Origin of the sequence: Acidovorax temperans, assembly GCF_006716905.1 — a bacterium.
In the GTDB taxonomy this organism is placed as follows: Bacteria; Pseudomonadota; Gammaproteobacteria; order Burkholderiales; family Burkholderiaceae_C; genus Acidovorax; species Acidovorax temperans.
Genome location: NZ_VFPV01000002.1, coordinates 1,191,179 through 1,216,372, shown reverse-complemented (window position 1 = coordinate 1,216,372; position 25,194 = coordinate 1,191,179). Strand labels below are relative to the sequence as shown.

The following is a 25,194-nucleotide window of genomic DNA, read 5'->3' as shown; positions in this document are numbered from 1 at the left end:
TTCCAAATGACTCTGAAATTCCGTCGTGTCGCGCTCATCGGCAAATACCAACCCTCTGCGGCTCCAGGCATGTCCGAGAGTAGCTTGCTGGCCCTTGAGAAGATTGCTGACTTCATGACGAACTTGGGCTGCGAGGTATTGCTGGAAGCAGAGACAGCGCAGAACACTGGGCTTACAGAATTTCAATCAATTCAAGTGGAGGAAATGGCCACTTGCGACGTGGGGCTGGTGGTCGGCGGGGACGGCACGATGCTAGGCATCGCACGTAGGCTGGCACGCCATGGGGTACCGCTCATTGGCATCAATCAAGGCAGATTGGGCTTCATCACCGACATCCCCTTTGAAGCGTACCAGACTACCTTGGGCCCCATGTTGCGCGGCGAATATGAGGAAGACTCAAGGCCCCTCATGCATGCACGCGTGATGAGAGGCGAAGAGATGGTGTTCGAAGCGTTCGCCATGAATGATGTGGTGGTCAATCGCGGCGGAACATCGGGAATGGTGGAGTTGCGTGTTGAGGTGGGGGGCCGATTTGTCTCGAACCAGAGAGCGGACGGATTGATCATCGCCTCGCCGACAGGGTCCACTGCATATTCACTGTCCGCAGGGGGCCCCATGCTGCACCCCGCTATTCCAGGCTGGGTTTTGGTTCCCATCGCACCGCACACACTCTCCAACCGCCCGATCGTTCTTTCGGACGCGACAGAAGTCGCCGTGGAGGTGGTCAGTGGGCGGGACGTCAGTGCCAACTTTGACATGCAATCTTTAGCTTCACTTCAGCATGGCGACCGAATCTTGGTGCGACGCTCAGAACACTGTGTGCGCTTCCTCCACCCTGCTGGTTGGAATTACTTTGCGACCTTGCGGCGAAAGCTCCGCTGGAATGAGGGGGGGTCCTGAGCATGGCGCTCAAGCGCATGGTGCTACGCGATTTCGTGATCGTGGAGTCACTAGACCTCGAATTACAACCTGGCTTTACCGTTCTGACAGGAGAAACAGGGGCAGGTAAATCCATTTTGATCGATGCACTTCAGATCGTGCTGGGCGCACGGGCTGACACCAGCGTTGTACGGGAGGGCGCAGCCAAAGCCGATATCTGCGCGGAGTTCGATGTTCCTGACCACGTTACACCATGGTTGGAAGAAGCAGGCATTGATGCGGAAGCTGCGATACTTTTGCGGCGTACCGTAGACAACCAAGGTAAAAGCCGTGCCTGGATCAACGGAGTGCCAGTGACAGCAACTCAGTTGAGATCTCTGGGCGAGCAGTTGTTGGACATCCATGGTCAGCATGCTTGGCAGAGCTTGACTCGCCCAGAATCAGTACGCAACCTGCTGGATGCATACGCAGGAACCAATCCAACCGACACCATGGCACGTTGGACCCAATGGCGACAAGCGCAAAAGGCTCTACAGCAAGCTCGCGAGGCACAGGCGACTCTGCAGCAAGAACGTGACCGACTTCAGTGGCAAATTGCCGAACTGGAAAAGCTGGCACCACAAAGAGATGAGTGGGAGGAGCTGGACTCGGCCCATAGGCGGTTATCCAACGCCAATGCACTGATTGAGGCGGCACAACGTGTCCTTCGAATATTGGAAGACGAAGACAACGGCGCCTTGGACCAGTTGTCTCAAGCCCATACGGCGCTACAGAACCAGGAACATGTTGAAGCGGATTTCAGCGCGATGTCGGATGTACTGTCGTCTTGCCTGGCGCAAGCCGGTGACGTCGCTCACTCCCTGCACAGCTATTTACGCAGGACAGAAGTAGACCCAGAACGACTAGCAGAGTTGGACACTCGAATTTCCCTGTGGCTGAACTTGGCGCGTAAATACAAGCGTCCACCTGCCGACTTGCCGCTGCTGCTGCAGGAGTGGAAACAGTCACTGCAGCAACTCGATGCTTCAAGGGATATTGAAGCATTGACTGCAAAGGCCGATTCGAGCGAACGCGCTTACCACGCTGCAGCAAGAGCCTTGTCGGTGCAACGGTCAAAGGCAGCACCACGATTGTCCTCATCGATCACCAAGGCCATGCACGGCCTTGGAATGCAAGGAGGAAAGTTTGAGGTTGAGATCAAAAAATTGACTGAACCTGCATCGCATGGGCTGGATGAAATCTCCTTCTTGGTCTCAGGGCATCCGGGCGCAACGCCTAAGCCAATAGGCAAGGTGGCTTCGGGGGGGGAGTTGTCTCGCATATCCCTGGCGATTGCAGTCACAACGAGCGAGTTGGGACGTGCCCCTACCCTGATATTTGATGAAGTGGACTCCGGGGTGGGCGGCGCCGTTGCAGAAACGGTTGGGCGGTTAATGCAACAGCTTGGTGCAGATCGGCAGGTTCTAGCCGTCACCCACCTACCTCAAGTTGCATCCTGTGCACACCACCACTTGCAAGTGTCCAAACTGCGGTCCAAAGCAGGTACGACCAGCACCGTGCAAAGCATGACCGGCAGCGCTCGGGTCGCTGAGATTGCAAGAATGCTAGGCGGAGAACGCCCAACACAAACGAGCCTGGCCCATGCAAAGGAAATGCTGGAGGTTGCCGGGTCTGAACGCGGGGACAGCAATGGCACTTGAAATCGTATTGATCACGGGTATGTCAGGCTCAGGCAAGTCGGTCGCCCTGCATGCAATGGAAGATGCTGGTTACTACTGCGTGGACAATCTCCCACCAGAGTTACTCGCTGCATTCGTGGATCTTGAACACAAGTACCATGGCAACCGTGTAGCGATTGCCATGGATGTGCGCAGTGCTACCTCATTACCCCAGGTTCCCAAAGAACTCGATCGTCTCAAGTCACAAGGCATCGTCGTCCAGTCGCTTTTTCTCGATGCCACTACAGGCACATTGATTCGTCGATTTTCGGAAACGAGACGGCGTCATCCGCTATCCAACGACGAATTACTACAAGGACGCCAAGCCTTGGTTCAAATCATTGAACTCGAACGAGAACTTCTTGCAGACCTTCGCGAGCAGTCTCACGTGATCGACACCAGCCACATCAGGTCGTCACAACTTCAAAGCTATGTGAAAGGACTGCTGTCGGTTGCCGCAGGAGGAATGACGCTGGTGTTCCAGTCTTTTGCGTTCAAGCGGGGAATTCCCGTGGATGCCGATTACGTGTTCGACGTGCGGATGCTACCCAACCCACACTACGAAAGCTCCCTGAGAGATTTGACCGGCTTGGATGCGCCTGTGGCAGAGTTTTTGGCACAACAGCCAGAGGTAGTCACCATGGAACAGCACATTGAGCAATTCATGGCCTATTGGCTGGATGTGCTTGAGCAGAACCACCGAAGCTACGTCACGGTGGCTATCGGATGCACAGGTGGACAACACCGATCTGTCTACTTGGTAGAACAATTGGCACGTCGTTTCGAGCAACGTTGGAAAGTCCTCCGGCGCCATAGAGAGATGGATGGTCGCTAGACAGGCACTGTCATGCCCTGGACTCCCATATCAGGCGTCGTTGAATGCTGCAGCGGCCTTATGCCAAGTCCTCAAGGATCTTGCGCATGGGTGCAGGTAGCCCGGCTTGTGGCCATTCCGTTGCCTGGAACCACCGCCCAGTCTCGCTAGGCCGGCACTCGTGATCCACCGCTATTGCCAGAGGATGAAGATGCAAGTCGCGATGGGTTAACACATGTAAAAAAGCAGCGTGCTCACGCAGCGAAGCCAAAGGTGCGATTGCGGCAGCTGCATTGGCTGCGGTCTCACGATCAGGAAAAATCGGCGCGCATTGCAAGCCCGCCCATATGCCAGTGGATGGGCGAGTTTCAAGCCAAACGGCTCCATCCAACCGTATGAGCAAGAGCAACCACCAAGACTCCGACCTGCGGACTAGCTTTCGTGTTTTGACGGGGTACCGCTCTGGAGCGCCTTCCTTCTGTGCCACGCACACGCCCATCAAAGGGCAAATCAGACATTGTGGAGTTTTAGGGGTGCACACCCCCGCACCCAAGTCCATCATCCCCTGGGTGTAGCGTGGCATTGCTGCAGCAAGGTCAGAGACGGGAAGCAAGGCCTCTGCATGCTCCCAAAGCGCTCGTTCATTCTTGGCTACCGCCAAATCACCATCGAATCCGACCACTCGGGTCAATACACGACGCACATTGGCATCGAGAATCGGTACTCGCTGGGAGAAACAAAATGCGGCAATCGCTCCTGCGGTGGAGCGACCGATTCCCGGCAACTTCGCCAAGAGTTCAGCAGACGAAGGAAAAACCCCGCCGTGCTCCGCAACAACCAGCTGCGCACACCGATGCAAATTTCGGGCACGACTGTAATAACCCAGGCCGCTCCAGAGGCCTAACACCTCATCCTGTGAAGCGCTGGCAAGTGCGTCCACATCCGGGAATCGTTCCAGAAAACGTGCGTAGTAACCCAACACGGTGCTCACCTGGGTTTGCTGCAGCATGATTTCCGACAACCAAACCCTGTAGGGGTCGCGGGTCTGCTGCCAGGGGAGATGACTGCGTCCATGACTCGCCTGCCACCGCACAACCCGAGTGGCTACGGACTCCAAAGACTCGCTCATGCCAACAGAAAGTCCACGGGCGTATCTTTTTGGGAAGACTCTTGTTCTGGTAGCTCGATCAACTGCGAAGTCAGCTCTTGCAACCGCTGCTCCAGTTGAATCAGTTCATCTTCACCCGCCTCAATTTCGGCAATACGCTCGACCAGGCCGCTTGCAGCCTGTTGAATACGGTCTACCGCCTCAATGCGTCGCGAAAAACTACGACGACGCTCCCTCAATTGCGCATCCAGCTGCGCCGTCGCAGACTTACTCCACAGCTCCAGATCATTGGCAGCAGACTCGTAGACGGTACGCAGGCGGGTTCCCAAAGCACGCACCAAACGCTCAGAGAACTCTGGCTGAGCGAGTTTCAGCGCATTGCTGACGCCCAGATATTGCAGGTGGCTCTGCTCAATATGAGCTAAATCCTGCAAAAAATGCTCCAGCTGTGGCGCTGGTGGAACCTGTAGAGAAAATCCAAACTCTGCGTTCAACTGACGAAAGGTGCCAGCGAGCATGGCCTGGATCTCCACGCCAGAAGCTTGAGCCTTATCGACAGTGCCTTTGAGCTTGTCAAAGGTCTCCAGGTAGATTTTTCGCACTCCGAGCTTCAAGCCCTTTTGCTGCAGCAATTTGGACAGTTCCGTAAGTTCAGTCTTGAGCGCTTTGGAGCCCAGCTGCTGAAAGACTTCGCGCAACAGTTTGAGGTGAACCGCACGAACTGCCTGAATCTTCGCGGCACTGCGGTCAAACTCCTCCTGCTCTTGCTCAATCCGATGGCGCATGCTCTCGATGACAGAAGCATTCTTCCCACGCAGACTCCGCAACTCAGCCATCTGGTCATCGAGATCGCGACGCCGGATGTTGATGACACGGGATGTTTCGGCTCGCAGATTGGCAACACCGGTAGCAACGGCGGCCCGCAAGATCGCTTGGCGGCGTCCCATCACACCCTGTGCCAGGACTTCCTCAAACGCTGGCAGGCCACTGGACTCCAGCAACACATCGTCACAGGCAATTTTTGCGACCAAGCCCTTCTGAGCCGAAACAGGTACCACCTGCTCCAAAGGGATGCCCAACATCTCTGCAGAGGTCCGGCACTGCCTGCCCAATTGGGCTTGAACCTGCTCAGGCGAGTTCAGCGAGTCCCAGAGCGTATCAATCTTGTTGAGAACCACCAACCGCGCATCCATGCTGTCCGTGGAGGTCGCCAGGTGTTCTCGCCATATTGAGAGATCCGAGCGAGTGACGCCCGTATCTGCACTCAAAATAAACACTACCGCATGGGCCTGCGGAATGAGGTTCACCGTAAGTTCTGGCTCTGCACCCACGGCGTTCAATCCAGGCGTATCCAGTATCACCAAACCCTGCTTGAGCAGGGGATGTGGAATATTGATCAGCGCATGGCGCCACATGGGCACTTCAACCAAACCGTCAACATCTGGAACTGGGTTCTCGTCCGTCAGATCGTCATGCCAGAAACCCAAAGCACGGGCATCCTCAATGGAAACCCGCCGAATTTCAGATACCTTTTCTAAGGCTTTCGCAATTTGGTCCGCGTTGTTCACGTCCAATGCGATCTCCACCCAACGCTCAGGCTTCAGACGCCAATCTGCCAAACCTTGCATTTGAAGGCGCGTTTCAATGGGAAGCAGCCGAAGGCTCGGAGGCAGTGCTGAGTCGTAACCCAGCTCGGTTGGACACATCGTCGTGCGTCCAGCACTGGCAGGCATGATGCGCCGCCCATAATCGGCGAAGAAAATCGCGTTGATGAGCTCCGACTTACCTCGAGAAAACTCAGCGACAAACGCAACCATGACTTTGTCTGTGCGCACCTGTCCTTCAAGGCGCTGCAGTCGCTCTTGGACTGCTGCGTCCATAAGGTCATGGTTCGACATCCACTCTGCAAGTTGCTTGAGCTGCTGTGCAAAGGCGCGACGCCACGCGCCATGCTGGTCGAACTGTTCGTTGAATGAGGGTCCCACTTTGCTCCCGGAATGCAATGGTCGGTCTGCAAGCAGACATGAACAAAATATAGCACCGACCGTCCACAAGCTCACTCTTGGACTGGCAACCTAGGACAGAGGCGCAACTAACGTTGGCAACTCGCGCAATAAAAGCTGCTGCGCTGCCCTTGTCTGACCATTTTCACGGGGGTGCCGCAAACGTAACACGGTAATCCCGCCCGGCCGTACACCTGAACAGCGTTCTGGAAATGCCCTGAAGATCCGTCGGCACTTGAAAAATCTTTCAGACTGCTTCCTCCCAGCTCTATCGCCTTGCCCAAAACCTGCCCTATGGCTTGATACAGCCGCTGGATACGCACTGGCCCCAGAGAGGATGCCCGAACCGTGGGACGGATTCCCGCAAGATAAAGCGCCTCGGATGCATAAATATTGCCAACGCCTACCACCAACTTCCCCGCCAACAATAATTGCTTGACGGGTAGGCGACTGGCTTTGACGCCCTGATGAAAAGTCTGCAGGGAGAACGAAGGCCCAAGAGGCTCCATACCCAGCCCACCCAAAAGCTTTTTAGCCACAGGGGCTTCTTCTTCCTGGGCATAAACAACAGCTCCGAAACGGCGCGGGTCGTGCAAGCGAAGCGTGCCCGCCGAGGTCTGTAGATCCCAGTGATCGTGTTTACCCGGCTCTGGCTGACTACCGGAAAATCGCAAGCTGCCAGACATCCCCAAGTGAACGAGCAAAAGCCCCCGATCAAGATCAATCAACAGATACTTACCGCGGCGGCGAACCCCCACGACATTCAAGCCCACCAATGACTCGGCCGGGCAGCCCAAGGGCCAACGAAGCGGCTTCCCCAAACGAACTGCCAGGATACGTGCACCCGCAATCGCCTCGGCGAAACTGCGGCGCGTCACCTCTACCTCGGGCAACTCAGGCATAGGCGCCCCCGACGAGCAAAGAGACAGACATGTGGATTATTATGGTTCGATGGAGCATACTCATCGCTTTCGAATGATCCCCGTGGTTGTTGCCCTGTCCTTCGCGACAGCTTTCGGCGGAGCACAGGCAAACCCGCCCGCCTCACCTACTTCAAACGGATCCAATCCGCCACCACCTAACGCCAAACTGGATGGCAATCTTTTCTACGAAATTTTGCTGGGTGAAGTAACTACACGAACCGGGGACCCGGGGGCTGGCTATGCTTTGATTCTGGACGCGGCACGGCGTTCTAGAAGCGAACAACTCTACCAAAGAGCTGCGGACATTGCTCTGCAGTCACGCTCTGGCGAATACGCCCTGGCAGCAGCAAAAGCATGGCAGGAGGACCATCCCCAATCGCGAGAGGCCAACCGCTACGTACTACAGATACTGATTGCACTCAACAAGGTGGGAGAAACAGCAGGCCCTCTGCGCCAGTTCATTGAGCAAGCACCGCTTCCGAACAGAGCGGGCATTCTGAGTGCCGTACCGCAAATGTACGGACGTATCGCAGACAAGGCTGCCGCAGTGAGCGCTGTGAAAGAAGCGTTTAAAGGCGAACTGGAAAACCGTTCCACTGGAGCTGCTGCATGGATCTCACTAGGACGCCTGCAACTTGCCGCCGATGACAAAGCCGGATCCCTGCAGAGCCTTGCCAAATCAAAAGCCATGGATCCGGCTTATGAGGGCCAAGCACGACTCGCGCTGGAACTCATGGACGAAGGAATCAGCGCGGCCGAGCCTTTCGTGCAACAGTATTTGGAGAAGCACTCCAATACAGAGATTCGCATGCTGTATGCGAGGGTACTGCTGAGCCGTTCAAATTTCTCTGCAGCATCCGACCAGCTCACCAAGGTGACGCAGGAAAAGCCCGATATGCCGGAAGCCTGGCTCTTGCTTGCAAGCTTGCAGACCCAGAACCAGGAAATGCAACGCGCACAAGGATCATTGCGAAAATTTTTTGAGCTGACGGATGCCGCGGGAGAGGCTCAACGCAACCAACGGCTGATGACACAAGCCTATGCGCTTGCAGCGCAAATTTCCGAAAAGCAAGGCGATTTGGAGGCCGCCCGCAGCTGGCTGGATCGGATTGAAAACGCTGGCGAGATCTTCAGCGTGCAACGGCAGCGCGCTTCCCTGCTTGCCAAACAGGGCCAAATCTCTGAAGCACGGACGCTTTTGCGCAATCTACCTGGCAGTACGGCAGACGAACGTCGCCTGAAACTTTTGGCGGAAGTGCAACTGCTCAAGGACAGCGGGGAGAATGAGCAAGCATACAGACTGCAAAGCGAAGCGATTGCCCTCACCCCTGAGGACAACGATTTGGTCTACGACCAAGCCATGCTTGCGGAAAAGACTGGCCGGCTGGACGAGATGGAGACGCTGCTGCGGCAAGTGATCGCGCGCCAGCCTGACTACCATCATGCGTACAACGCCCTGGGGTATTCCTTTGCCGACCGAGGAGTAAGACTGGAAGAAGCCAAGCGACTGATTCAAAAGGCATTGGAATTCGCGCCGGAGGACCCCTTCATCACCGACAGTCTGGCCTGGGTCGAGTTCAGACTGGGAAACAAGGCCGAGGCAGCGCGCCTTTTGCGCTTCGCTTTTGCGAAAAAGCCTGATTCAGAGATCGCTGCACATCTGGGCGAAGTTCTCTGGAGCCAAGGAAACACGAGCGAAGCAAAAGCCATCTGGCAAGAAGGTTTGCGACTCAACCCAAACAATTCAACACTGAAGGGCACGCTCAAGCGCCTCGGAGTGTCGCTTTGACCCCAGCTCACGCCACCGAACACGGCAAGCGGTCTTCAGCCCAGCAACGGCGTACGCTCCTCGCAGCAGGCACGGCCGGTCTGCTGGGGCTGGGTCTATTCGGCTGCACCTCTGCGAGCTTGGTCGCGAAGCCCGAGCGGCCCTATTGGTCTGGGCGCCTTGCACTGCAGATAGAAGAGGAAAGCGCGCAGTCTTTTTCCGCCTTGTTTGAACTTGAGGGCTCGGAAGATCAAGGCGAATTGATCTTGCTGAGCCCCCTCGGAAACACCCTTGGTAAATTTAAGTGGAGCGCATTTGGCGCAACGCTACAGACAGGCCAACAGCAACAGGCCTCGCACTCATTGGATGCACTGCTCACCCAGGTTACGGGAGAAGCCATCCCAATCAAGGCGATTTTTGATTGGCTACGCGGTATCGAGACGAATGCAGCTGGTTGGGTAGCCGATCTGAGCGCACTCTCGCAAGGGCGCATCACCGCACAACGTTCAGACCCCAAGCCCAAGGCTATCTTGCGCATCGCCTTTTCCCATTAGTCTTTTCTCATGCTTGCGCTTTACGACGTCCCAGCCCCCGCCAAACTGAATTTGTTCCTGCACATCACAGGCCGCAGAGACGATGGGTACCACCTGCTGCAATCTGTCTTCATGCTGATTGATTGGTGCGACACGCTTCACTTTGAGATCCGCGCTGACGGGCAACTCAGCCGGGAAGACATCAATACGCCACTGCCACCCGTTGATCTCGTGCTGCGTGCCGCCCACGCGCTCAAGGAAGCCACAGGCTGCCGGACTGGCGCGCACATAGGAGTCCACAAAAGCATCCCCGCCCAAGCAGGCATGGGTGGCGGCTCGTCCGATGCGGCGTCTACCCTGATCGCACTGAATCGTTTGTGGAAGTTGAAACTAACGGGGTCGGAGCTTGAACGTATTGGCCTCACGCTGGGCGCCGACGTACCGTTCTTTCTGCGAGGTCAGAACGCCTGGGTGGAAGGAATTGGTGAGACAATCCGCCCGCTTGAGAAGCATGAACAGCCGCCCAGCAGCCAGTTTGTGGTGATCAAGCCAGAAGCGGGATTGGAGACAAAAGCAATTTTTTCTTCCAAGCTTCTAAAACGTGATTCTGATCATGCTACAATCTTAGGCTTTGCTGCAGCACACTACGATTTCGGTCGTAACGACTTGCAGCCAGTCGCAGAAAGTCTGTGCCCTGAGGTAAAAAAAGTCATCAACTGGCTTAAATCCAAAGGATTACATGCTAGAATGACGGGCTCGGGTAGTGCAGTGTTTGCACAAATGCCAAACGAAGTTAATTTTCAAGATGCGCCAAGCGCATGGAAAATTAAAACGTGCGGCAATCTGATGATTCATCCTCTGGCAGGGTGGGTTGCAGAGTCAAATTAAGGCTGACTGTCATCGACAGTTGACCTGTGTAGGGGAGTCGCCAAGCTGGTTAAGGCACCGGATTTTGATTCCGGCATGCGAAGGTTCGAATCCTTCTTCCCCTGCCAAATTTCTTTCGCGTACGGGCTTTTTTTTCAGACTGCTGGGACGCTCATGCAAGCCAACCAACCCGACTTCATGGTTTTCACCGGCAATGCCAATCCTGGCATGGCAGCTGAAATCGCCAAACACCTAGGCACCCAACTGGGCGCAGCCGATGTGGGTCGCTTCTCTGACGGTGAAGTCACCGTCGAAATCAAACAAAACGTCCGTGCTCGCGATGTCTTCGTAGTGCAATCCACTTGCGCTCCTACGAACGACAATCTCATGGAATTGCTGATCATGGTTGATGCGCTCAAGCGTGCATCGGCTGAGCGCATCAGCGCCGTGATCCCCTATTTCGGCTACGCTCGCCAAGACCGTCGTCCTCGCTCCACACGTGTGCCAATCACCGCCAAGGTGGTGGCCAACATGCTGCAAGCTGTGGGTGTGGCGCGTGTGTTGACCATGGATCTGCACGCTGACCAGATTCAAGGCTTTTTCGACATTCCGGTCGACAACATCTACGCTTCGCCAGTCTTGCTGGGCGATCTGCGTCAAAAGAATTACGAAGACCTGATCGTCGTGTCGCCTGACGTTGGAGGCGTGGTACGCGCACGCGCTTTGGCCAAGCAACTGGGTTGCGATTTGGCCATCATCGACAAGCGTCGTCCCAAGGCCAACGTCTCCGAAGTGATGCATGTGATCGGTGAGATTGAAGGTCGCAACTGCGTCATCATGGACGACATGATTGATACGGCGGGCACACTGGTCAAAGCCGCTGAAGTGCTCAAGGAGCGTGGCGCTAAGAAGGTGTACGCCTACTGCACGCACCCCATTTTCTCGGGCCCTGCCATCGAACGCATCTCCAAGGGTTCTGCCCTGGATGAAATCGTGGTGACCAACACCATTCCCCTGAGCGAATCTGCCAAGGGATGTACCAAAATTCGCCAACTGTCTGTGGCGCCGCTGATTGCAGAAACAATCCAGCGCATTGCCAAGGGCGAGTCGGTGATGAGCCTGTTCTCCGAGCAAGACGACAGTTGACACTGTGGTGCTTCCCCATGGCGGGCGGCACGCAGCATCGGTGTTGCACCAAGCCTCCTTCGGGAGGCTTGTCTGTTCGGGAACAACCCCTGGCTTGTACAGCGTCCATACGCCAACAAGCCTTTTTTAAACAGGGAACGACTGGTCGCGGTCGACCCTTTTCAGGAGCTAACTATGAACTTCGTCGCTTTTGAGCGCGCCAAGCAGGGTACGGGTGCGAGCCGCCGTCTGCGTATTTCGGGCCGCACGCCTGGTATCGTCTACGGTGGTTCCGCCGAACCCCAACTGATCGAAGTGGACCACAACGCTCTGTGGCACGCCCTCAAGAAGGAAGCGTTCCACTCCAGCGTGCTGGACATGGAACTGAACGGCAAGACCTCCAAGGTTCTGCTGCGCGACGTGCAATACCACCCCTTCAAGCAACTGGTGCTGCACATCGACTTCCAGCGCGTGGATGAAAAGACCAAGCTGCACATGAAGGTGCCACTGCACTTCAGCGGCGCTGAAGAGTCCCCAGCCGTGAAGGTGGACAAGTGCATGGTCAACCCCGTCGTGAACGAACTCGACGTGACCTGCATGCCTTCCGACCTGCCAGAGTTCATCGCGGTGGACCTGTCCAAGCTGGAAAAGGGTACCTCCCTGCACCTGAAGGACATCAAGCTGCCCAAGGGCGTGAGCGCTGTGATCCGCGGCAACAAGCAAAACCCTGTGCTGGTGTCCGTGGTGGCTCCAGTGGTTGTGGTGGAAACCCCTGCTGACGCCGCTCCTGCAGCCGATGCCAAGGGCAAGGGCAAGGGCAAGAAGTAAGCCTCGGCTTCTGCTTGAATCCTCCTGTGCCAACCTCTTCGCGGGGTTGGCCATCAAAACGGTCCACCTCGGTGGGCCGTTTTTTTTGAGCACCACCACCGATAATTGTTCGCATGATCAAGCTGTTTGTGGGCCTGGGCAATCCCGGGCCAGATTACGAGGCCACGCGCCACAACGCCGGGTTCTGGTGGATTGATGCGCTGGCCCGCGAGTTGAAGGTGAACCTGGTACCCGAGCGCAGCTATTACGGGCTGGCGGGCCGCACCAGCGTGAATGGCCAAAGCGTGTGGCTGCTCCAGCCGCAGACCTTCATGAACCTGTCGGGCAAGTCAGTGGCCTCGCTGGCACGCTTTTTCAAGATCCAGCCGGAAGAGATTCTGGTGGTGCACGATGAGCTGGACTTGCCCCCCGGGCAGGTCAAACTCAAGCGCGGCGGCAGCCACGCGGGGCACAACGGACTGCGTGATATCCACGCCCAGCTGGGTTCGCCCAATTACTGGCGCCTGCGCATTGGCATTGGACACCCCGGCGAAAAATCAGAAGTTGCCAACTGGGTGCTCAAAAAACCCGCGCCCGACCAACGCACGCTGATCGAAGACAGCATTGCCCATTCGCTCAAGGCACACACGGCCATGCTCGCAGGTGACATGGACAAGGCCACCTTGCTGGTGCACACCACCAAGCCGCAACGGCCCAAGCCACCACGCCCCGCTGCAGCAGGTTGACGATTGATTTGCTATTTTTTTGATAGCTGCTAGCGCTTTCTGTATAAGCGCTAGAGCCCTAAAACACTGTGAACTACTGACGCCTGTCCATTCACGACTTCGCGGCTTGCAGTCGCTGAAACTTCTGCCACAGGGTTTCGCGGCTTTCGACATGCTGGGGGTTCACCGGTATGCAGGCCACAGGGCAAATCTGCACGCACTGCGGCTCGTCAAAGTGCCCTACGCATTCGGTGCACTTGCTGGGGTCGATCTCATAGATCTCCTGCCCCAGATAAATCGCATCATTGGGGCACTCAGGCTCGCAGACATCGCAGTTGATACATTCATCGGTGATCATCAACGCCATGCGCAGGTCTCCAGCAGGGTCAGTACGGACTTCATGCCTTCGATTATCCCGCGCACCCGCGCCCACAGCCAAACCGCCCCCGCAACCCACTGACCGCAGCAGGGGTGCTTTGCCGGTATGCTGCGCATGCACACGAACCAGCACCTCCCCGTCAACGACCACTCCACTTCTCTATGGGCCTGTTTCTCCTCAAACGCCTGTTGACCCTCATGGCCACCCTGCTGGGAGCCTCGGCGGTGGTGTTCCTGGTGCTGGAAATTCTTCCGGGCAATGCGGCGCAGATGCTGATGGGCCCCGATGCATCGCCCGAGGCCGTGGCGGCCCTGGCCACCAAACTGGGTCTGGACCAACCGGCATTGCAGCGCTACGGCGACTGGATTGGCGGGCTGCTGGTGGGCAACATGGGCGAGAGCTACGCCTACAGCACCCCGGTGCTGGACCTGGTGCTGGAGCGGTTAGCGCTCACCATCCCGCTGGCGCTGCTGGCCATGGTCATCACCGCTGTGCTGGCCCTGCTGGCGGGCGTGTATGCCGCATCGCGCCACAACCGCTGGGGGGATGTGGGCGTGATGGCCCTGGCGCAGATCGGCATTGCCATCCCCAACTTCTGGTTTGCCATTTTGCTGATCCTGCTCTTTTCGGTGAAGCTGCAATGGTTTTCCGCCGGTGGCTTTCCGGGCTGGACACAAGCCAGTGGCGGCAGCCCACTCGAAGCGCTCAAGGCCCTGCTGCTGCCGGCCATTGCCCTGGCGGTCGTGCAGGCGGCCATCTTGGCGCGCATCACACGCTCTGCCGTGCTGGAAGTGCTGCGTGAAGACTTTGTGCGTACTGCGCGTGCCAAAGGTCTGTCGCAGCGCGCGGCACTGTGGGGGCATGTGCTGCGCAATGCCATGATCCCGGTGGTCACGGTGATGGGGCTGCAGTTTGCATCGCTGCTGGCAGGCACCATCGTGGTGGAAAACGTGTTCTACCTGCCGGGCCTGGGCCGGTTGATCTTCCAGTCCATCTCCAACCGCGATCTCATCGTGGTGCGCAACTGCGTCATGCTGCTGGCCGCCATGGTGATCGTGGTGAATTTTGTGGTGGACGTGCTGTACGCGGTGATCGATCCACGCGTCAAAGCCAGCGATATCTGAGCCATGAGCCTGTTGAAAGACTCCTCTGCGATGGACCCCGCCTCTGCCTCCGCCGCCTCCACCTCCTTAGGGCAGGTGCCTTCGGCGGGTGCAAGCTCACGTGGGCGGCAAGGCTGGCATCGGGCCCTGCGCCACCGCAGCTTTGTGCTGGGTGCCGTGCTGACGATGCTCATGCTGGGCATGGCCGCCATCTCCTTAGTGTGGACGCCCTGGTCGCCCTACGAGGTGGACTTGGCCGCCAAGTTGCAGCCCCCTTCGGCAGTCCACTGGCTGGGCACTGATGCGTTCGGGCGCGACATCCTCTCGCTCCTCATGGTGGGTGCGCGCAATTCCATTCTGGTGGGGGTGATCGCCGTGGGCATCGGTATGGGCGTGGGCACGGCGCTGGGGCTGCTGGCGGCGGCACGCAAGGGCTGGGTGGAAGAAGCCATCATGCGCCTGGCCGACTTCACGTTTGCCTTCCCTGCCCTGCTGCTGGCCATCATGCTCACCGCCGTGTTCGGGGCGGGCATCGTCAACTCCATCATCGCCATTGGCATTTTCTACATCCCGACGTTTGCGCGGGTCACACGGGCGTCGGCCAACGCAGTGTGGGCGCGCGAATACATTCTGGCCGCGCGTGCCTGCGGCAAAGGGCCCTGGCGCATCACGCTGGAGCATGTGCTGCCCAACATCCTCTCGGTGCTGATCGTGCAGGCCACCATCCAGTTTGCGCTGGCCATCCTGGCCGAAGCGGCGCTGTCGTACCTGGGGCTGGGCACGCAGCCGCCAGAGCCCTCGTGGGGCCGCATGCTGAGCGAGGCGCAGACCCTCATGTTCCAGGCCCCCCTGCTGGCGGTGTGGCCCGGTGTAGCGATTGCGCTGGCCGTGCTGGGGCTGAACCTGCTGGGCGATGGCCTGCGCGATTTGCTTGACCCCCGCCTGGCGAGAAAAAGATGACTCCCCCTGAGTCGCTTCGCGCCTTCCCCCTCTCTCTACGCGCTGCGCGCTATGGGAGGGGGACGCAGCCAGCGCACGCAAGCCGTACGCCGCCTGCGCGGGTTGGCGGCCCTTGCGCGGCCGCCGCGCAATACGCCCCGCCAGTTTCATGCACAGTAGACACACGCATGAAGTACCGCAACCGATGAAAACCTGCAGCCATGCCTTTGCTTGAAGTATCCAACCTGCGCGTGCGCCTGCAGACCCACCGCGGCCCGGCCGATGCGGTGCGCGGCGTGAGCTTTGCGCTGGAACGCGGCGAAACCCTGGGCCTGATTGGCGAATCGGGCTGCGGCAAGTCGCTCACCGCCATGGCACTCATGGGCCTGCTGCCTGAAAGCGCAGAAGTCTCCGGCAGCATCCGCTTTGACGGGCAGGAACTGGTAGGTACCAGCGACGCGCAAATGTGCCGGCTGCGCGGCCACCGCATCGGCATGGTGTTTCAGGAGCCCATGACGGCCCTCAACCCCGTGCACACCATTGGCCGCCAGGTGGCAGAGCCCCTGCGGCTGCACCTGGGCCTGGACAAGACCACCGCACGGCAGCGGGCGATTGCGCTGCTGGACCGCGTCGGCATTCCCCAGGCAGCGCAGCGCTTTGATGCCTACCCCCACCAGTTCTCGGGCGGGCAGCGCCAGCGCATCACCATTGCCATGGCGCTGGCCTGCGGGCCCGACCTGTTGATTGCCGACGAACCCACCACGGCGCTGGATGTGACCATCCAGCAGCAGATCCTCGACCTCATCAGCGACCTGGTGGCCGAGCGCAACATGGCGCTCATCCTCATCTCGCACGACCTGGGGGTGATCTCCCAAAACGTGGATCGCATGCTGGTGATGTACGGCGGCAGCGTGGTCGAAAGCGGGCCCACCGCATCGGTCTTTGCCGCCATGGCCCACCCTTACACCAGGGGCCTGCTGGCGGCGCGGCCGCAACTGGCGCCCCGAACAGCGCAGCCCGTGCGGCTATCGACCATTGCAGGCACGGTGCCCGAGCTGGTGGACCTGCCCGCTGGCTGCCCGTTTGCCGGGCGGTGCGCCTTCACCGCACAGGCCTGCCACCACACCCGGCCTGAGGCCACGCTGGTCGCCCAGGATGCCGATGGCGACCACCTGGTGCGCTGCCTGCGCCCCGAAGCCATGGTGCCCGCCGCAACCCCTGCCCACGTTGTAGAGAGCGCACTGCCCGTGCATTCCCGTTCATGACTTCGCTCCCGCACACCCCAGCCTCGCAAGCGCCTACAGCCCCGCTGCTGGAAGTGACCGACCTGGTTCGCGAATACACGTTGCCCCGCGAGCACCTGCTGCGCCCGCCCGCCAAAGTGCAGGCACTCAAGGGCGTAAGCTTCACGCTACATGGTGGGCGCAGCCTGGGCGTGGTGGGTGAATCGGGCTCTGGCAAATCCACCCTGGCGCGCACCGTGATGGCGCTGGACGCGCCCACCTCCGGCAGCGTGCGCCTGCTGGGGCGCGATCTGCACCAGTTGCCAGCGGCCGCGCTGCGCGAAGCCCGGCGCGACTTTCAGATGGTGTTCCAGGACCCGTACGGATCGCTGGACCCACGCCAGACCGTGGCGCGGATCGTGAGCGAACCGCTGCAAGCCCAGGGCCACACCACGCGGGCACAGCAGCGTGAGCAAGCCGCTAAAGTTCTCGCCCAGGTGGGCCTGCGCCCCCAAGACCTGGACAAATACCCGCACGAATTCTCCGGCGGCCAGCGCCAGCGCATTGCCATTGCCCGCGCCCTGATCACCCGGCCCCGGCTCATCGTGGCCGATGAGCCCGTGAGCGCGCTGGACGTGTCGGTGCAGGCCCAGGTGCTCAACCTGCTGCAAGACCTGCAGCAGAAATTTGGCGTGAGCTTCCTGCTCATCAGCCACGATTTGGCCGTGGTGAACCACCTGTGCGACGAGGTCGTGGTGCTCTACCAAGGGCAAATCGTGGAGCGCGGGGCACCGTCCGATCTGTTCCACCACGCGCAGCACCCCTACACCCAGGCCCTGGTGGCTGCGGTGCCCCATGTGCAGCCAGGGCGGGCCCGTGCGCGGCGCATGGCTGTAGCAGCGATGGCATCGGGCAACCCGTAGGGCTTGCCAAGGCGGCCGCTGAAGTCGCGTAGCAGTCAGTACGCCATGGGATACCGCGTGCTGTGCGCAATCAATGGTGTACAAAGCGCTTTTGCACATTGCCTGCAGCCTTCTGCCCCGATGCGCGCAGGTGTTGACTGAATTCCAAGTCTGCTCTTTGTCAGGAGTCGTTGAACATGCTGAATCGCCGATCCGTTCTTGCCACTGGCGCACTGGCTGCCATTCCTCTGGCCGCGCCCGTCGGTGCCCTGGCGCAAAACCGCAAAGATGCGGTGGTGCTGGCCATGACCCTGGAGCCCCCAGGCCTGGACCCCACGGCAGGTGCGGCATCGGCCATTGCCGAGATCGTGCAGTACAACATTTTTGAAACGCTCACCAAGATCAACCCCGACGGCTCGGTCTCGCCCCTGCTGGCCGAGAGCTGGGAAGTCTCACCCGACCTCAAGACCTACACCTTCAAGCTGCGCAAGGGCGTCAAGTTCCAGAACGGCGAGCCCTTCAACGCCGCTGCGGTCAAGTTCTCCTACGACCGTGCTGGCGGCGAGAAAAGCACCAACAAAGACAAGCGCACCTTTGCCAACCTGACCACGCAGGTGGTGGACGAACACACCCTGGTGGTGCTGAACAAAGACATCGACCCCGACCTGCTGTTCGCCCTGGGCCAGGCCACGGCCATCATCGTGGAACCCAAGAGCGCCGATACCAATGCCACCAAGCCCGTGGGTACCGGCCCCTACCAGCTGGGCGCGTGGAACAAGGGTTCCTCGGTGGTGCTGACGGCTTGGGATGGTTTCCGGGCGGCAAGCACCATCAAGCTGCGCCGCGCCACCTTCCGCTTCATCTCCGACCCTGCTGCGCAAGTCGCCGCCCTGCTGGCGGGCGATGTGGACCTGTTCCCCCGCGTCACGCCGCGTAGCGTGCCGCAGTTCAAGACCAACCCGCGCTTTCAGGTGCTGGTCAGTGGCTCGCGCGCCAAGACCATCCTGGCCATCAACAACGCCAGAAAGCCACTGGACGATGTGCGCGTGCGCCGCGCCATCGCAGCCGCCATTGACCGCAAGGCCGTGATCGAGGGTGCGGGCGATGGCTACGGCGCCCCCATCGGCAGCCACTACGTGCCCGGAGCGTTTGGCTATGTGGACACCACGGGCGTCAATCCGTTCGACATTGAAAAATCCAAGAAGCTGCTGGCCGAAGCGGGCATCAAGACCCCGCTGGAGCTGACGCTGACCCTGCCGCCCACGCCGTACGCGCGCCAGGGTGGCGAAGTCATCGTGGCCCAGCTGGCCAAGGTGGGCATCGTGGCCAAGACGCAGAACGTGGAATGGGCGCAGTGGCTCAGCGGTACCTACGGCAACAAGAACTACGACCTCACGCTGATCTCGCATGTGGAGCCGTTTGACCTGGCCAACTTCGCCAAGCCCGACTACTACTGGGGCTACCAGTCGGCCAAGTTCAACGACCTGTTCAACCAGATCAAGAATGCCGCGCGCCCCCAAGACCGCGCCCGCTTGCTGGGCGAGGCGCAAAAGCTGCTGGCCGACAACGCCGTGCACGCCTTCCTGTACCAGCCGCAGTGGATCACCGTGGCGAACAAGAACCTCAAGGGGTTGTGGAAGGACATGCCGGTGTTCGTGAACGACCTCTCGGCACTGTCCTGGTCCTGAGATGAGCAACACCCCCCTGAGCCGCTCCGCGTCTTCCCCCCGCTCTCGCCTGGCTGCGCCACGCGGGCAGGGGGACGCAGCCCTCGCTGCGGGGCGGTGCGGCCGGCGTAGGCCCTTGCTCGGCTGCCCGCGCATGGGTCGCGCCAGTTTCACAGGCCACGGGTGGTGCGCGGCGCAATGGATAACCAGAATCATTTGCTACCAAAATAATAGCTACAAGCGCTTTATTAATAAGTGCTAGCGGCCATTTTCATTGAAAACTTCCCCAGCCATGACCGCACTGCACGACCTGCCCGCCCAAGACCTGCTGGCCGCCTACCGCCAGCGCACGCTGTCCCCCGTGGAGGTCACGCAGGCTGTGCTGGCACACATGGAGCGCTGGGAGCCCCACATCCGCGCCACCTACCTGCTGCGGCCTGAGCACGCGCTGGCGCAGGCCCGCCAGAGCGAAGCCCGCTGGCAGCGCGGCGAGCCCCAGGGGCTGCTCGACGGGGTGCCCGTCACCATCAAGGAAAACATCGCCACCCAGGGCGACCCCACACCGCTGGGCACCGCCGCCGTGCCGCTGGTGCCTGCCGCAGCCGATGCGCCCCCCGCAGCCCGCCTGCGCGAAGCGGGCGCGGTGATGGTGGCCAAAACCACCATGCCCGACTACGGCATGCTGTCCTCCGGGCTGTCGAGCTTTCACCCCCTCTCGCGCAATCCGTGGGACGTGAGCAAGGGCCCGGGCGGCTCCAGCGCCGGTGGTGGCGCTGCCGCGGCGGCAGGCTATGGGCCGCTGCACATTGGCACCGACATCGGTGGCTCGCTGCGGCTGCCCGCCAGCTGGTGCGGCATCTTCAGCCTCAAGCCCAGCCTGGGGCGCATTCCCATCGACCCACCCTACACCGGCCGCGCAGCGGGCCCCATGACACGCACCGTGCAAGACGCCGCGCTGGTGATGCAGGTGCTGAGCCTGCCCGATGCGCGCGACAGCATGAGCCTGCCCTACCAGCCCATTGCCTGGGGCGAATACGACCAGGGCGTGCAACGCCTGCGCGGCCTGCGCCTGGGCCTGCTGCTGGACGCTGGCTGCGGCCTGCCAGTAGAGGCCGAAGTGCGCGCCGCTGTGGAGCATGCCGCCCGCCTGTTCGAGCAGGCCGGTGCCCAGGTGAGCCTGATGCAGCCCTTCATGACCCAGGCCATGCTCGACGGCATGGACCACTTCTGGCGCATGCGCTCGTACACTGACCTGCAGGCCTTGCCCGAAGCGCAGCGCGCCAAGGTGCTGCCCTACATCCGCGCCTGGGCCGAGAGCGCTGCGGGCATGACTGGCACCCAGGTCTTCCAAGCCAGCCAGCAGTTCCACACCACACGCGTGGCCACCGTCAAGGCGTGCAGCGGGTTTGATTACGTGCTCTCGCCCGTGGCCCCCATGCCCGCATTCGCGGCCGAGCTGCCCTCCCCCACCAACGACCCGCTGCGCCCGCTGGAGCACATTGGCTTCACGGTGCCGTTCAACATGTCGGAGCAACCCGCTGCTTCGGTCAACTGCGGCTACACCGCCAGCGGCCTGCCCATCGGGCTGCAGATTGCCGGCGCACGCTTTGACGACCTGGGCGTGCTGCAGGTGGCGCACGCCTTCGAGCAGATCCGCGGCCCGCAACGCCCCTGGCCGCAGCCGCCCCAGAGCTGAAAACTTCTTCGCGCAAGGCAGCAAAAAGCCCCGGCAACCTGCATGGCCACCGGGGCTTTTTTTGTGGGGCAAGGGCGTATTCAGCGCCCCTCGCGCAAGCTCATCGCGTCAGATCAGCGCATGAAGTTGGGCAAGTCCATCACGCGGCCGTTGAGCTTGGCCTGGCCGCCTTCCATCTTCAGTGAGCTGGTCAGGTTGTCGCCCTCCTGGCGCACATAGCCTGCCGCCTGGGCCATGCCGATCATGCCGTCCACGTCTTCGCTCTTGAACTCCTCCTGGCCTGCGGCCTTGGCCAGCTGGGGCAGCCAGGCCTTGGGCAGGCGCACGTCGGCATGGAAGGTCGCGTTCTTGAGCAGCACCGGTCCCCAGCCGGCCTGGGTCACTTCTTCTGCGGAAGGAGCACGGGTGATTTCGCCGCCGTAGGACACCTCGCCCTGCTGCCCGCCCAGCGTGGCCACAAACTTCATGGAATACGCGGGCAGCGCAGCCGCCAGGCGCTGGGCGTTGTCCGCCAGCAGGCCGAACAACTTGCCGCTGTCTTCTTCGCTCGCCATGGCCTTGAGGCCGTCTTTGCGGTAGCTCTCCACCATCGCCACCTGCAGGGTCTTGACCACGTCGGCATCAATGCGCTGGAACTTTTCTTCAAAGCCGATCGATTCAAAATCCACCGGCCCCACCAGGCCCTTGCCCTTGAGCGAGGACGCCATGCTCAACAACTTGCCGCTGCGCTCGATGGTGGTGGTGCCCAGCAAATCCTTGAGGGCCAGCAGGGTGCTGGCCGTGCCGCCCTGGGGGGTGTTGCTGGCATCAATCTGCGCAAAACGGATAGACCCCTTGCCGGGCGCCATCATCCACAGGTCGTCGATGATCTGGCTCTCGAAATCGCCGTTCATGCCCTTGAACGACATGGCGAAGCGGCTGGGTGCTTCGTCCTGTGCTTCTTCCTCGTCCGACGCCTTCTTCACGCCCGAGAAGGCCAGCTCAGGCCACTGGAAGTTGCCTTTGACCTGCGTGCGGTCACCGCTGACGGAGAACTCGGTCTTCATCTCCTGCCAGCGCATCGTCACTTCTTCGTCACCCAGCTCGCCCGCAGGCACTATCAGCTTCATGTTGTGGCTGCCCGTGAGGCCGTGCACGGTGGTCAGCGTGGGGGCCTGCGCCTTGGCCAGCAGGGTGCCCGCCTTTGCGTCCAGGCCTTCCAGCGCAAAGCGCGACTCCACCACGGCGGCGGCCAGCGCGCCACCCGCCAGGGGGCCGTGGCGTACCGCGCTGTTCACCACCACGCGCAAAGGCTGGGGTGCTGGCTCGCTGGCATCGGCCGAGGCAGGCGGCGTCCACTGCAAAACCACCTTGGCCTGCGATGTGAAAAATCCCTTTTGATAGTCCTGAGACACCACGGTCTCGGCGCCCAGCACCTTGCGCACTTCCTCCAGGGCTTCCTGGTAACTGGCCTGTGCCCGTTGTCACAGGTACCAGGTGGCTCCCCCATAGGCCACCACTGCCAGCGCCACAGCGGCGCCCAAAGCTGTTTTCTTATTCATTGGATTGCTTGATGTAGTTAACCCCACCCCCCTCGGATGGTGCGCGGGAGAATACCAGCGCCTCCCATTCCCACACCTCTGCCCCTGCAAACTTGTGCAAGCAGATGTGCATTTGTAGGCATTGCGCTGCCAAAATCCGGCCGCGCAGCGCAGCCCCATGGGCAGAGCCCCACTTAACGCGCTGGGGCTTCTTTGAAACGGCTTGCGTTGACTCGGTGGCAATATCCGCTATCTTTGGGCCTGCAGCCCGGCATGGCCGGGCGACTTGTCTCCCCCTTTCACCCATCCAGCCACCCCATGGACCTTCTTCTCATGGCGATCCTCATCGCCTCTGGCACCTACATGCTCAATGCCAAAGAGCAACGCAAGCGCATCGCCATTCTGGGGATGCACCTGAGCCAATACCAAATCGAAAAGCTCATGGAAGCGCTGACCGAGGGCTACCTGCGCGCGCTTGGCGAAAACACCCCGGAGCGGCGCGACCAGGTGTGGGCCCTGCTGAGCACCACCGAGCAGCAGCTCTGCGAACAATTCAACCGCTTTGCCGCCGACTTTGCCAAAGTAAGCGACGAAGATGCACGCGTGAGCCGCCTGCCCATCGCCCTGCCCTTTGCCGACAAGCTGTTTCCTGCCGCCACGTTTGACATGCGCAAGGCGCTGGCCATCCATGCCAAAGGCATCACCCATGTGATGCAGAACACCGGCCACCTCAGCGCCAAAGACCGGGCCTACATGATGACGGCCGAACTGTTCCTGATGCAGCACACCTGCCACTGGTACTGCAAGTCCAAGACCATCGCCTCCGCCCGCATGATGGCCCGCCACCAGACGCCGCACGAACAGCTGGTCAACTCGGTGTCCGAGCCCACGCGCAAGGCCTACTTGGCGCTGATCCAGGGCCACTAAGGCTGCAAGGCCCTACCGGTTGCAACATGACCGCACCCCTCACCGACAGCCTGGGCAACCCCGTCACGCTGCGGGATGAAAGCAGCCTCGCGGCCATCAACGACTTTGTGGAGGGCTTCATCGCCTGCGAAGCCCGGGCCGTGAATGTGCTGCAAGCACAGGCCGATGCCAGCCCGCTGGTGCATGCCTATTGTGCGGCGCTGCACATGTTTGCCGAATCGGCCGACGCACCCCGCAACGCCCGGCCCTTCATCGAACAAGCCCGGGCCCACGCGCACCAGGCCAGCGAACGCGAGCAGCGCTTTGTGGCTGCTGTGGCCGCGTGGGTCGATGGCGACCTGCCCCGCGCCATCGCCCTGCACGAAGAACAGGCCCGCCTGCACCCGCGCGACCTGGCCTCGCTCAAGCTGGGGCAATACCACTGCTTCAACCGCGGCGACTCGCCCGCCATGCTGCGGCTGGCCCTGCAAGCGCAGCACGCCGCTGCCGATGTGCCCTACCTGCACGGCATGCTGGCCTTTGGCTGGGAACAATGCCACCGGCTCAAAGAAGCCGAAGCCGCCGCCCGCCACGCCATCCACCGGTGCCGCAAAGAGCCGTGGGCCCACCACGCACTGGCCCACGTCATGCTGACCCAGGGCCGTATTGCGGAAGGCATCGACTTCATGGCTAGCGTGAGCGACACCTGGACGGGGCTGAACTCCTTCATGGTCACCCACAACTGGTGGCACCAGGCGCTGTTTTTGCTGGAGCAGGACCGCCACGCCGAGGTGCTGGCGCTGTACGACCAGCAGGTCTGGGGCGTGGTCAAGGAGTACACGCAAGACCAGATCAACGCCATCTCGCTCCTGGCCCGGCTGGAGCTGGCGGGCGTGGATGTGGGGCCGCGCTGGGCCGAGGTGGCCGACCACCTGGCCCTGCGCCTGGCAGACCATGTACTGCCCTTTTTAGACCTGCAATACCTCTACGGCCTGGCCCGCGCCGGGCGCACAGTGGCAGCACGCGCGCTGCTTGATAACACCACCACCCACGCCGCCACCCGCACCGAGGCGCACGAACGCACTGTGTGGCAGCAAGTATGTGTGCCCACCGCCCACGGCCTGCTGGCCCATGCGCAGGGCGACTGGGCTACTGCCGTGGAGCAGCTGGGCGTGGCCCTGCCCCGGCTGGTGGAGATTGGCGGTAGCCACGCGCAGCGGGATTTGTTTCACCAGATCAGGCTGGACGCGCTGCAGCGCAACGGCCAGTGGGCCGCGGGGCAGAACCTGCTGCAGCCGCTGTGCAACGCGCAACCGCAATCCGCACGCCTGGCAAGGCAGGTGCGGCGGGTGAACCAGGCGCTGGGCTTGCCTGACCCCACGCCTCCAGATTTTGAATGATTTTGGGCTCTTCTAGCGAATAGTAGTGATGGAAATCGCCGCACGTCTGTAAACGACGATTTCGACGTACGACATTTATCGAGTGCATCAGTAACCATCCCCCGGCAAAGCCGGGGGCATTCGGGATGTGAGCCGCTCAAAGCGGCTGTAAGGGGTCGCTAACGCGGCCCCTCATTCTTGGGGCCACCT

At 60.5% G+C, this 25,194-nt stretch carries 21 protein-coding genes, 1 tRNA gene and 1 pseudogene; 18 read left to right on the top strand and 5 right to left on the bottom strand.

Annotation, left to right across the window (positions count from 1 at the left end):
• The first annotated feature begins 6 nt into the window (after positions 1-6).
• Genes BDD18_RS13830 through rapZ form a run of 3 tightly spaced genes read left to right on the top strand, consistent with a single transcriptional unit; the run spans position 7 to position 3,432 of the window.
• Entirely contained in the window at positions 7-900 is an 894-nt protein-coding gene (locus tag BDD18_RS13830) for an NAD kinase (RefSeq protein WP_044399574.1), read from the top strand.
• Positions 901-902: 2 nt separating this feature from the next.
• Positions 903-2,579 carry a DNA repair protein RecN gene (gene recN, locus BDD18_RS13825; RefSeq protein WP_142083773.1) on the top strand — a complete coding sequence of 559 codons (1,677 nt, stop codon included), beginning with the start codon at positions 903-905 and terminating at the stop codon, positions 2,577-2,579.
• A complete protein-coding gene (rapZ, locus tag BDD18_RS13820; protein ID WP_142083771.1) occupies positions 2,569-3,432 on the top strand; it encodes an RNase adapter RapZ in 864 nt (287 codons plus the stop codon). Before recN ends, rapZ begins: the two co-directional genes overlap by 11 nt.
• Before the next feature lie 58 nt (positions 3,433-3,490).
• Here rapZ and mutY read toward each other — a convergent pair whose 3' ends face one another.
• The 3 genes from mutY to mutM form a co-directional block, all read right to left on the bottom strand.
• Positions 3,491-4,540 (bottom strand): A/G-specific adenine glycosylase, encoded by a 1,050-nt coding sequence (gene mutY / locus BDD18_RS13815; protein ID WP_142083768.1) that lies wholly within the window; start codon positions 4,538-4,540, stop codon positions 3,491-3,493.
• Positions 4,537-6,504, bottom strand: coding sequence for a dynamin family protein (locus tag BDD18_RS13810; protein WP_066698865.1), 1,968 nt, complete (start codon positions 6,502-6,504; stop codon positions 4,537-4,539). Before BDD18_RS13810 ends, mutY begins: the two co-directional genes overlap by 4 nt.
• A gap of 107 nt (positions 6,505-6,611) precedes the next feature.
• Entirely contained in the window at positions 6,612-7,424 is an 813-nt protein-coding gene (gene mutM, locus BDD18_RS13805; protein ID WP_142083766.1) for a bifunctional DNA-formamidopyrimidine glycosylase/DNA-(apurinic or apyrimidinic site) lyase, read from the bottom strand.
• Positions 7,425-7,497: 73 nt separating this feature from the next.
• Between mutM and BDD18_RS13800 the strand changes: the two genes are divergently transcribed.
• The 7 genes from BDD18_RS13800 (at position 7,498) to pth (ending at position 13,291) form a co-directional block, all read left to right on the top strand.
• A complete protein-coding gene (locus tag BDD18_RS13800; RefSeq protein ID WP_244939092.1) occupies positions 7,498-9,234 on the top strand; it encodes a tetratricopeptide repeat protein in 1,737 nt (578 codons plus the stop codon).
• Positions 9,231-9,767: a lipoprotein insertase outer membrane protein LolB gene (locus BDD18_RS13795; protein WP_244939091.1), complete on the top strand. Its 537-nt coding sequence runs from the start codon at positions 9,231-9,233 to the stop codon at positions 9,765-9,767. Before BDD18_RS13800 ends, BDD18_RS13795 begins: the two co-directional genes overlap by 4 nt.
• Positions 9,768-9,776: 9 nt before the next feature.
• Entirely contained in the window at positions 9,777-10,634 is an 858-nt protein-coding gene (ispE, locus tag BDD18_RS13790) for a 4-(cytidine 5'-diphospho)-2-C-methyl-D-erythritol kinase (protein WP_142083763.1), read from the top strand.
• 30 nt (positions 10,635-10,664) lie between these two features.
• Positions 10,665-10,741, top strand: a tRNA-Gln gene (locus tag BDD18_RS13785).
• Positions 10,742-10,787: 46 nt separating this feature from the next.
• Entirely contained in the window at positions 10,788-11,759 is a 972-nt protein-coding gene (locus BDD18_RS13780; protein ID WP_044399591.1) for a ribose-phosphate pyrophosphokinase, read from the top strand.
• Between the two features lie 174 nt (positions 11,760-11,933).
• Entirely contained in the window at positions 11,934-12,566 is a 633-nt protein-coding gene (locus BDD18_RS13775) for a 50S ribosomal protein L25/general stress protein Ctc (RefSeq protein WP_044399594.1), read from the top strand.
• Positions 12,567-12,679: 113 nt separating this feature from the next.
• Positions 12,680-13,291 (top strand): aminoacyl-tRNA hydrolase, encoded by a 612-nt coding sequence (pth, locus tag BDD18_RS13770; protein ID WP_142083761.1) that lies wholly within the window; start codon positions 12,680-12,682, stop codon positions 13,289-13,291.
• 91 nt (positions 13,292-13,382) lie between these two features.
• Here the strand turns inward: pth and BDD18_RS13765 are convergent, their stop codons facing one another.
• Positions 13,383-13,637 carry a YfhL family 4Fe-4S dicluster ferredoxin gene (locus BDD18_RS13765; protein ID WP_044399600.1) on the bottom strand — a complete coding sequence of 85 codons (255 nt, stop codon included), beginning with the start codon at positions 13,635-13,637 and terminating at the stop codon, positions 13,383-13,385.
• Between the two features lie 173 nt (positions 13,638-13,810).
• Between BDD18_RS13765 and BDD18_RS13760 the strand changes: the two genes are divergently transcribed.
• From BDD18_RS13760 to BDD18_RS13735, 6 genes are all read left to right on the top strand, one after another.
• On the top strand, positions 13,811-14,773 hold the full coding sequence (locus BDD18_RS13760) for an ABC transporter permease (RefSeq protein ID WP_066788129.1): 963 nt from the start codon (positions 13,811-13,813) through the stop codon (positions 14,771-14,773).
• A 3-nt stretch (positions 14,774-14,776) separates the two neighbouring features.
• Positions 14,777-15,712, top strand: a complete 936-nt coding sequence (locus tag BDD18_RS13755; protein WP_233099960.1) for an ABC transporter permease — start codon at positions 14,777-14,779, stop codon at positions 15,710-15,712.
• 200 nt (positions 15,713-15,912) lie between these two features.
• Positions 15,913-16,956: an ABC transporter ATP-binding protein gene (locus BDD18_RS13750; RefSeq protein ID WP_142083760.1), complete on the top strand. Its 1,044-nt coding sequence runs from the start codon at positions 15,913-15,915 to the stop codon at positions 16,954-16,956.
• Complete coding sequence (locus BDD18_RS13745; protein WP_142083758.1) at positions 16,953-17,837, top strand: ATP-binding cassette domain-containing protein; 885 nt, start codon at positions 16,953-16,955, stop codon at positions 17,835-17,837. The genes BDD18_RS13750 and BDD18_RS13745 overlap by 4 nt, the downstream gene beginning before the upstream one ends.
• Positions 17,838-18,013: 176 nt before the next feature.
• A complete protein-coding gene (locus BDD18_RS13740) occupies positions 18,014-19,504 on the top strand; it encodes an ABC transporter substrate-binding protein (protein ID WP_142083756.1) in 1,491 nt (496 codons plus the stop codon).
• A 271-nt stretch (positions 19,505-19,775) separates the two neighbouring features.
• Positions 19,776-21,179, top strand: a complete 1,404-nt coding sequence (locus BDD18_RS13735) for an amidase (RefSeq protein WP_142083755.1) — start codon at positions 19,776-19,778, stop codon at positions 21,177-21,179.
• 113 nt (positions 21,180-21,292) lie between these two features.
• On the opposite strand, the pseudogene BDD18_RS13730 reads toward BDD18_RS13735, so the two are convergent.
• Positions 21,293-22,627: pseudogene (locus BDD18_RS13730) on the bottom strand (YdgA family protein); the annotation flags it as partial.
• A gap of 390 nt (positions 22,628-23,017) precedes the next feature.
• Here BDD18_RS13730 and BDD18_RS13725 point away from each other — a divergent pair.
• Both BDD18_RS13725 and BDD18_RS13720 read left to right on the top strand, forming a co-directional pair.
• On the top strand, positions 23,018-23,626 hold the full coding sequence (locus BDD18_RS13725) for a hypothetical protein (RefSeq protein ID WP_142083753.1): 609 nt from the start codon (positions 23,018-23,020) through the stop codon (positions 23,624-23,626).
• A gap of 26 nt (positions 23,627-23,652) precedes the next feature.
• Entirely contained in the window at positions 23,653-25,005 is a 1,353-nt protein-coding gene (locus BDD18_RS13720) for a tetratricopeptide repeat protein (RefSeq protein WP_142083752.1), read from the top strand.
• The last annotated feature ends 189 nt before the right edge of the window (positions 25,006-25,194 follow it).

What these genes read in the sequence shown, in the direction of transcription:
- BDD18_RS13740 (WP_142083756.1), top strand. Translation starts at nt 18,014, where the DNA reads ATGCTGAATCGCCGATCCGTTCTTGCCACTGGCGCACTGGCTGCCATT.
- BDD18_RS13775 (WP_044399594.1), top strand. Translation starts at nt 11,934, where the DNA reads ATGAACTTCGTCGCTTTTGAGCGCGCCAAGCAGGGTACGGGTGCGAGC.
- mutY (WP_142083768.1), bottom strand. Translation starts at nt 4,540, where the DNA reads ATGAGCGAGTCTTTGGAGTCCGTAGCCACTCGGGTTGTGCGGTGGCAG.
- rapZ (WP_142083771.1), top strand. Translation starts at nt 2,569, where the DNA reads ATGGCACTTGAAATCGTATTGATCACGGGTATGTCAGGCTCAGGCAAG.
- BDD18_RS13725 (WP_142083753.1), top strand. Translation starts at nt 23,018, where the DNA reads ATGGACCTTCTTCTCATGGCGATCCTCATCGCCTCTGGCACCTACATG.
- BDD18_RS13735 (WP_142083755.1), top strand. Translation starts at nt 19,776, where the DNA reads ATGACCGCACTGCACGACCTGCCCGCCCAAGACCTGCTGGCCGCCTAC.
- BDD18_RS13800 (WP_244939092.1), top strand. Translation starts at nt 7,498, where the DNA reads ATGATCCCCGTGGTTGTTGCCCTGTCCTTCGCGACAGCTTTCGGCGGA.
- mutM (WP_142083766.1), bottom strand. Translation starts at nt 7,424, where the DNA reads ATGCCTGAGTTGCCCGAGGTAGAGGTGACGCGCCGCAGTTTCGCCGAG.
- ispE (WP_142083763.1), top strand. Translation starts at nt 9,777, where the DNA reads ATGCTTGCGCTTTACGACGTCCCAGCCCCCGCCAAACTGAATTTGTTC.
- BDD18_RS13830 (WP_044399574.1), top strand. Translation starts at nt 7, where the DNA reads ATGACTCTGAAATTCCGTCGTGTCGCGCTCATCGGCAAATACCAACCC.
- BDD18_RS13720 (WP_142083752.1), top strand. Translation starts at nt 23,653, where the DNA reads ATGACCGCACCCCTCACCGACAGCCTGGGCAACCCCGTCACGCTGCGG.
- BDD18_RS13765 (WP_044399600.1), bottom strand. Translation starts at nt 13,637, where the DNA reads ATGGCGTTGATGATCACCGATGAATGTATCAACTGCGATGTCTGCGAG.
- BDD18_RS13760 (WP_066788129.1), top strand. Translation starts at nt 13,811, where the DNA reads ATGGGCCTGTTTCTCCTCAAACGCCTGTTGACCCTCATGGCCACCCTG.
- BDD18_RS13780 (WP_044399591.1), top strand. Translation starts at nt 10,788, where the DNA reads ATGCAAGCCAACCAACCCGACTTCATGGTTTTCACCGGCAATGCCAAT.
- recN (WP_142083773.1), top strand. Translation starts at nt 903, where the DNA reads ATGGCGCTCAAGCGCATGGTGCTACGCGATTTCGTGATCGTGGAGTCA.
- BDD18_RS13755 (WP_233099960.1), top strand. Translation starts at nt 14,777, where the DNA reads ATGAGCCTGTTGAAAGACTCCTCTGCGATGGACCCCGCCTCTGCCTCC.
- BDD18_RS13750 (WP_142083760.1), top strand. Translation starts at nt 15,913, where the DNA reads ATGCCTTTGCTTGAAGTATCCAACCTGCGCGTGCGCCTGCAGACCCAC.
- BDD18_RS13745 (WP_142083758.1), top strand. Translation starts at nt 16,953, where the DNA reads ATGACTTCGCTCCCGCACACCCCAGCCTCGCAAGCGCCTACAGCCCCG.
- pth (WP_142083761.1), top strand. Translation starts at nt 12,680, where the DNA reads ATGATCAAGCTGTTTGTGGGCCTGGGCAATCCCGGGCCAGATTACGAG.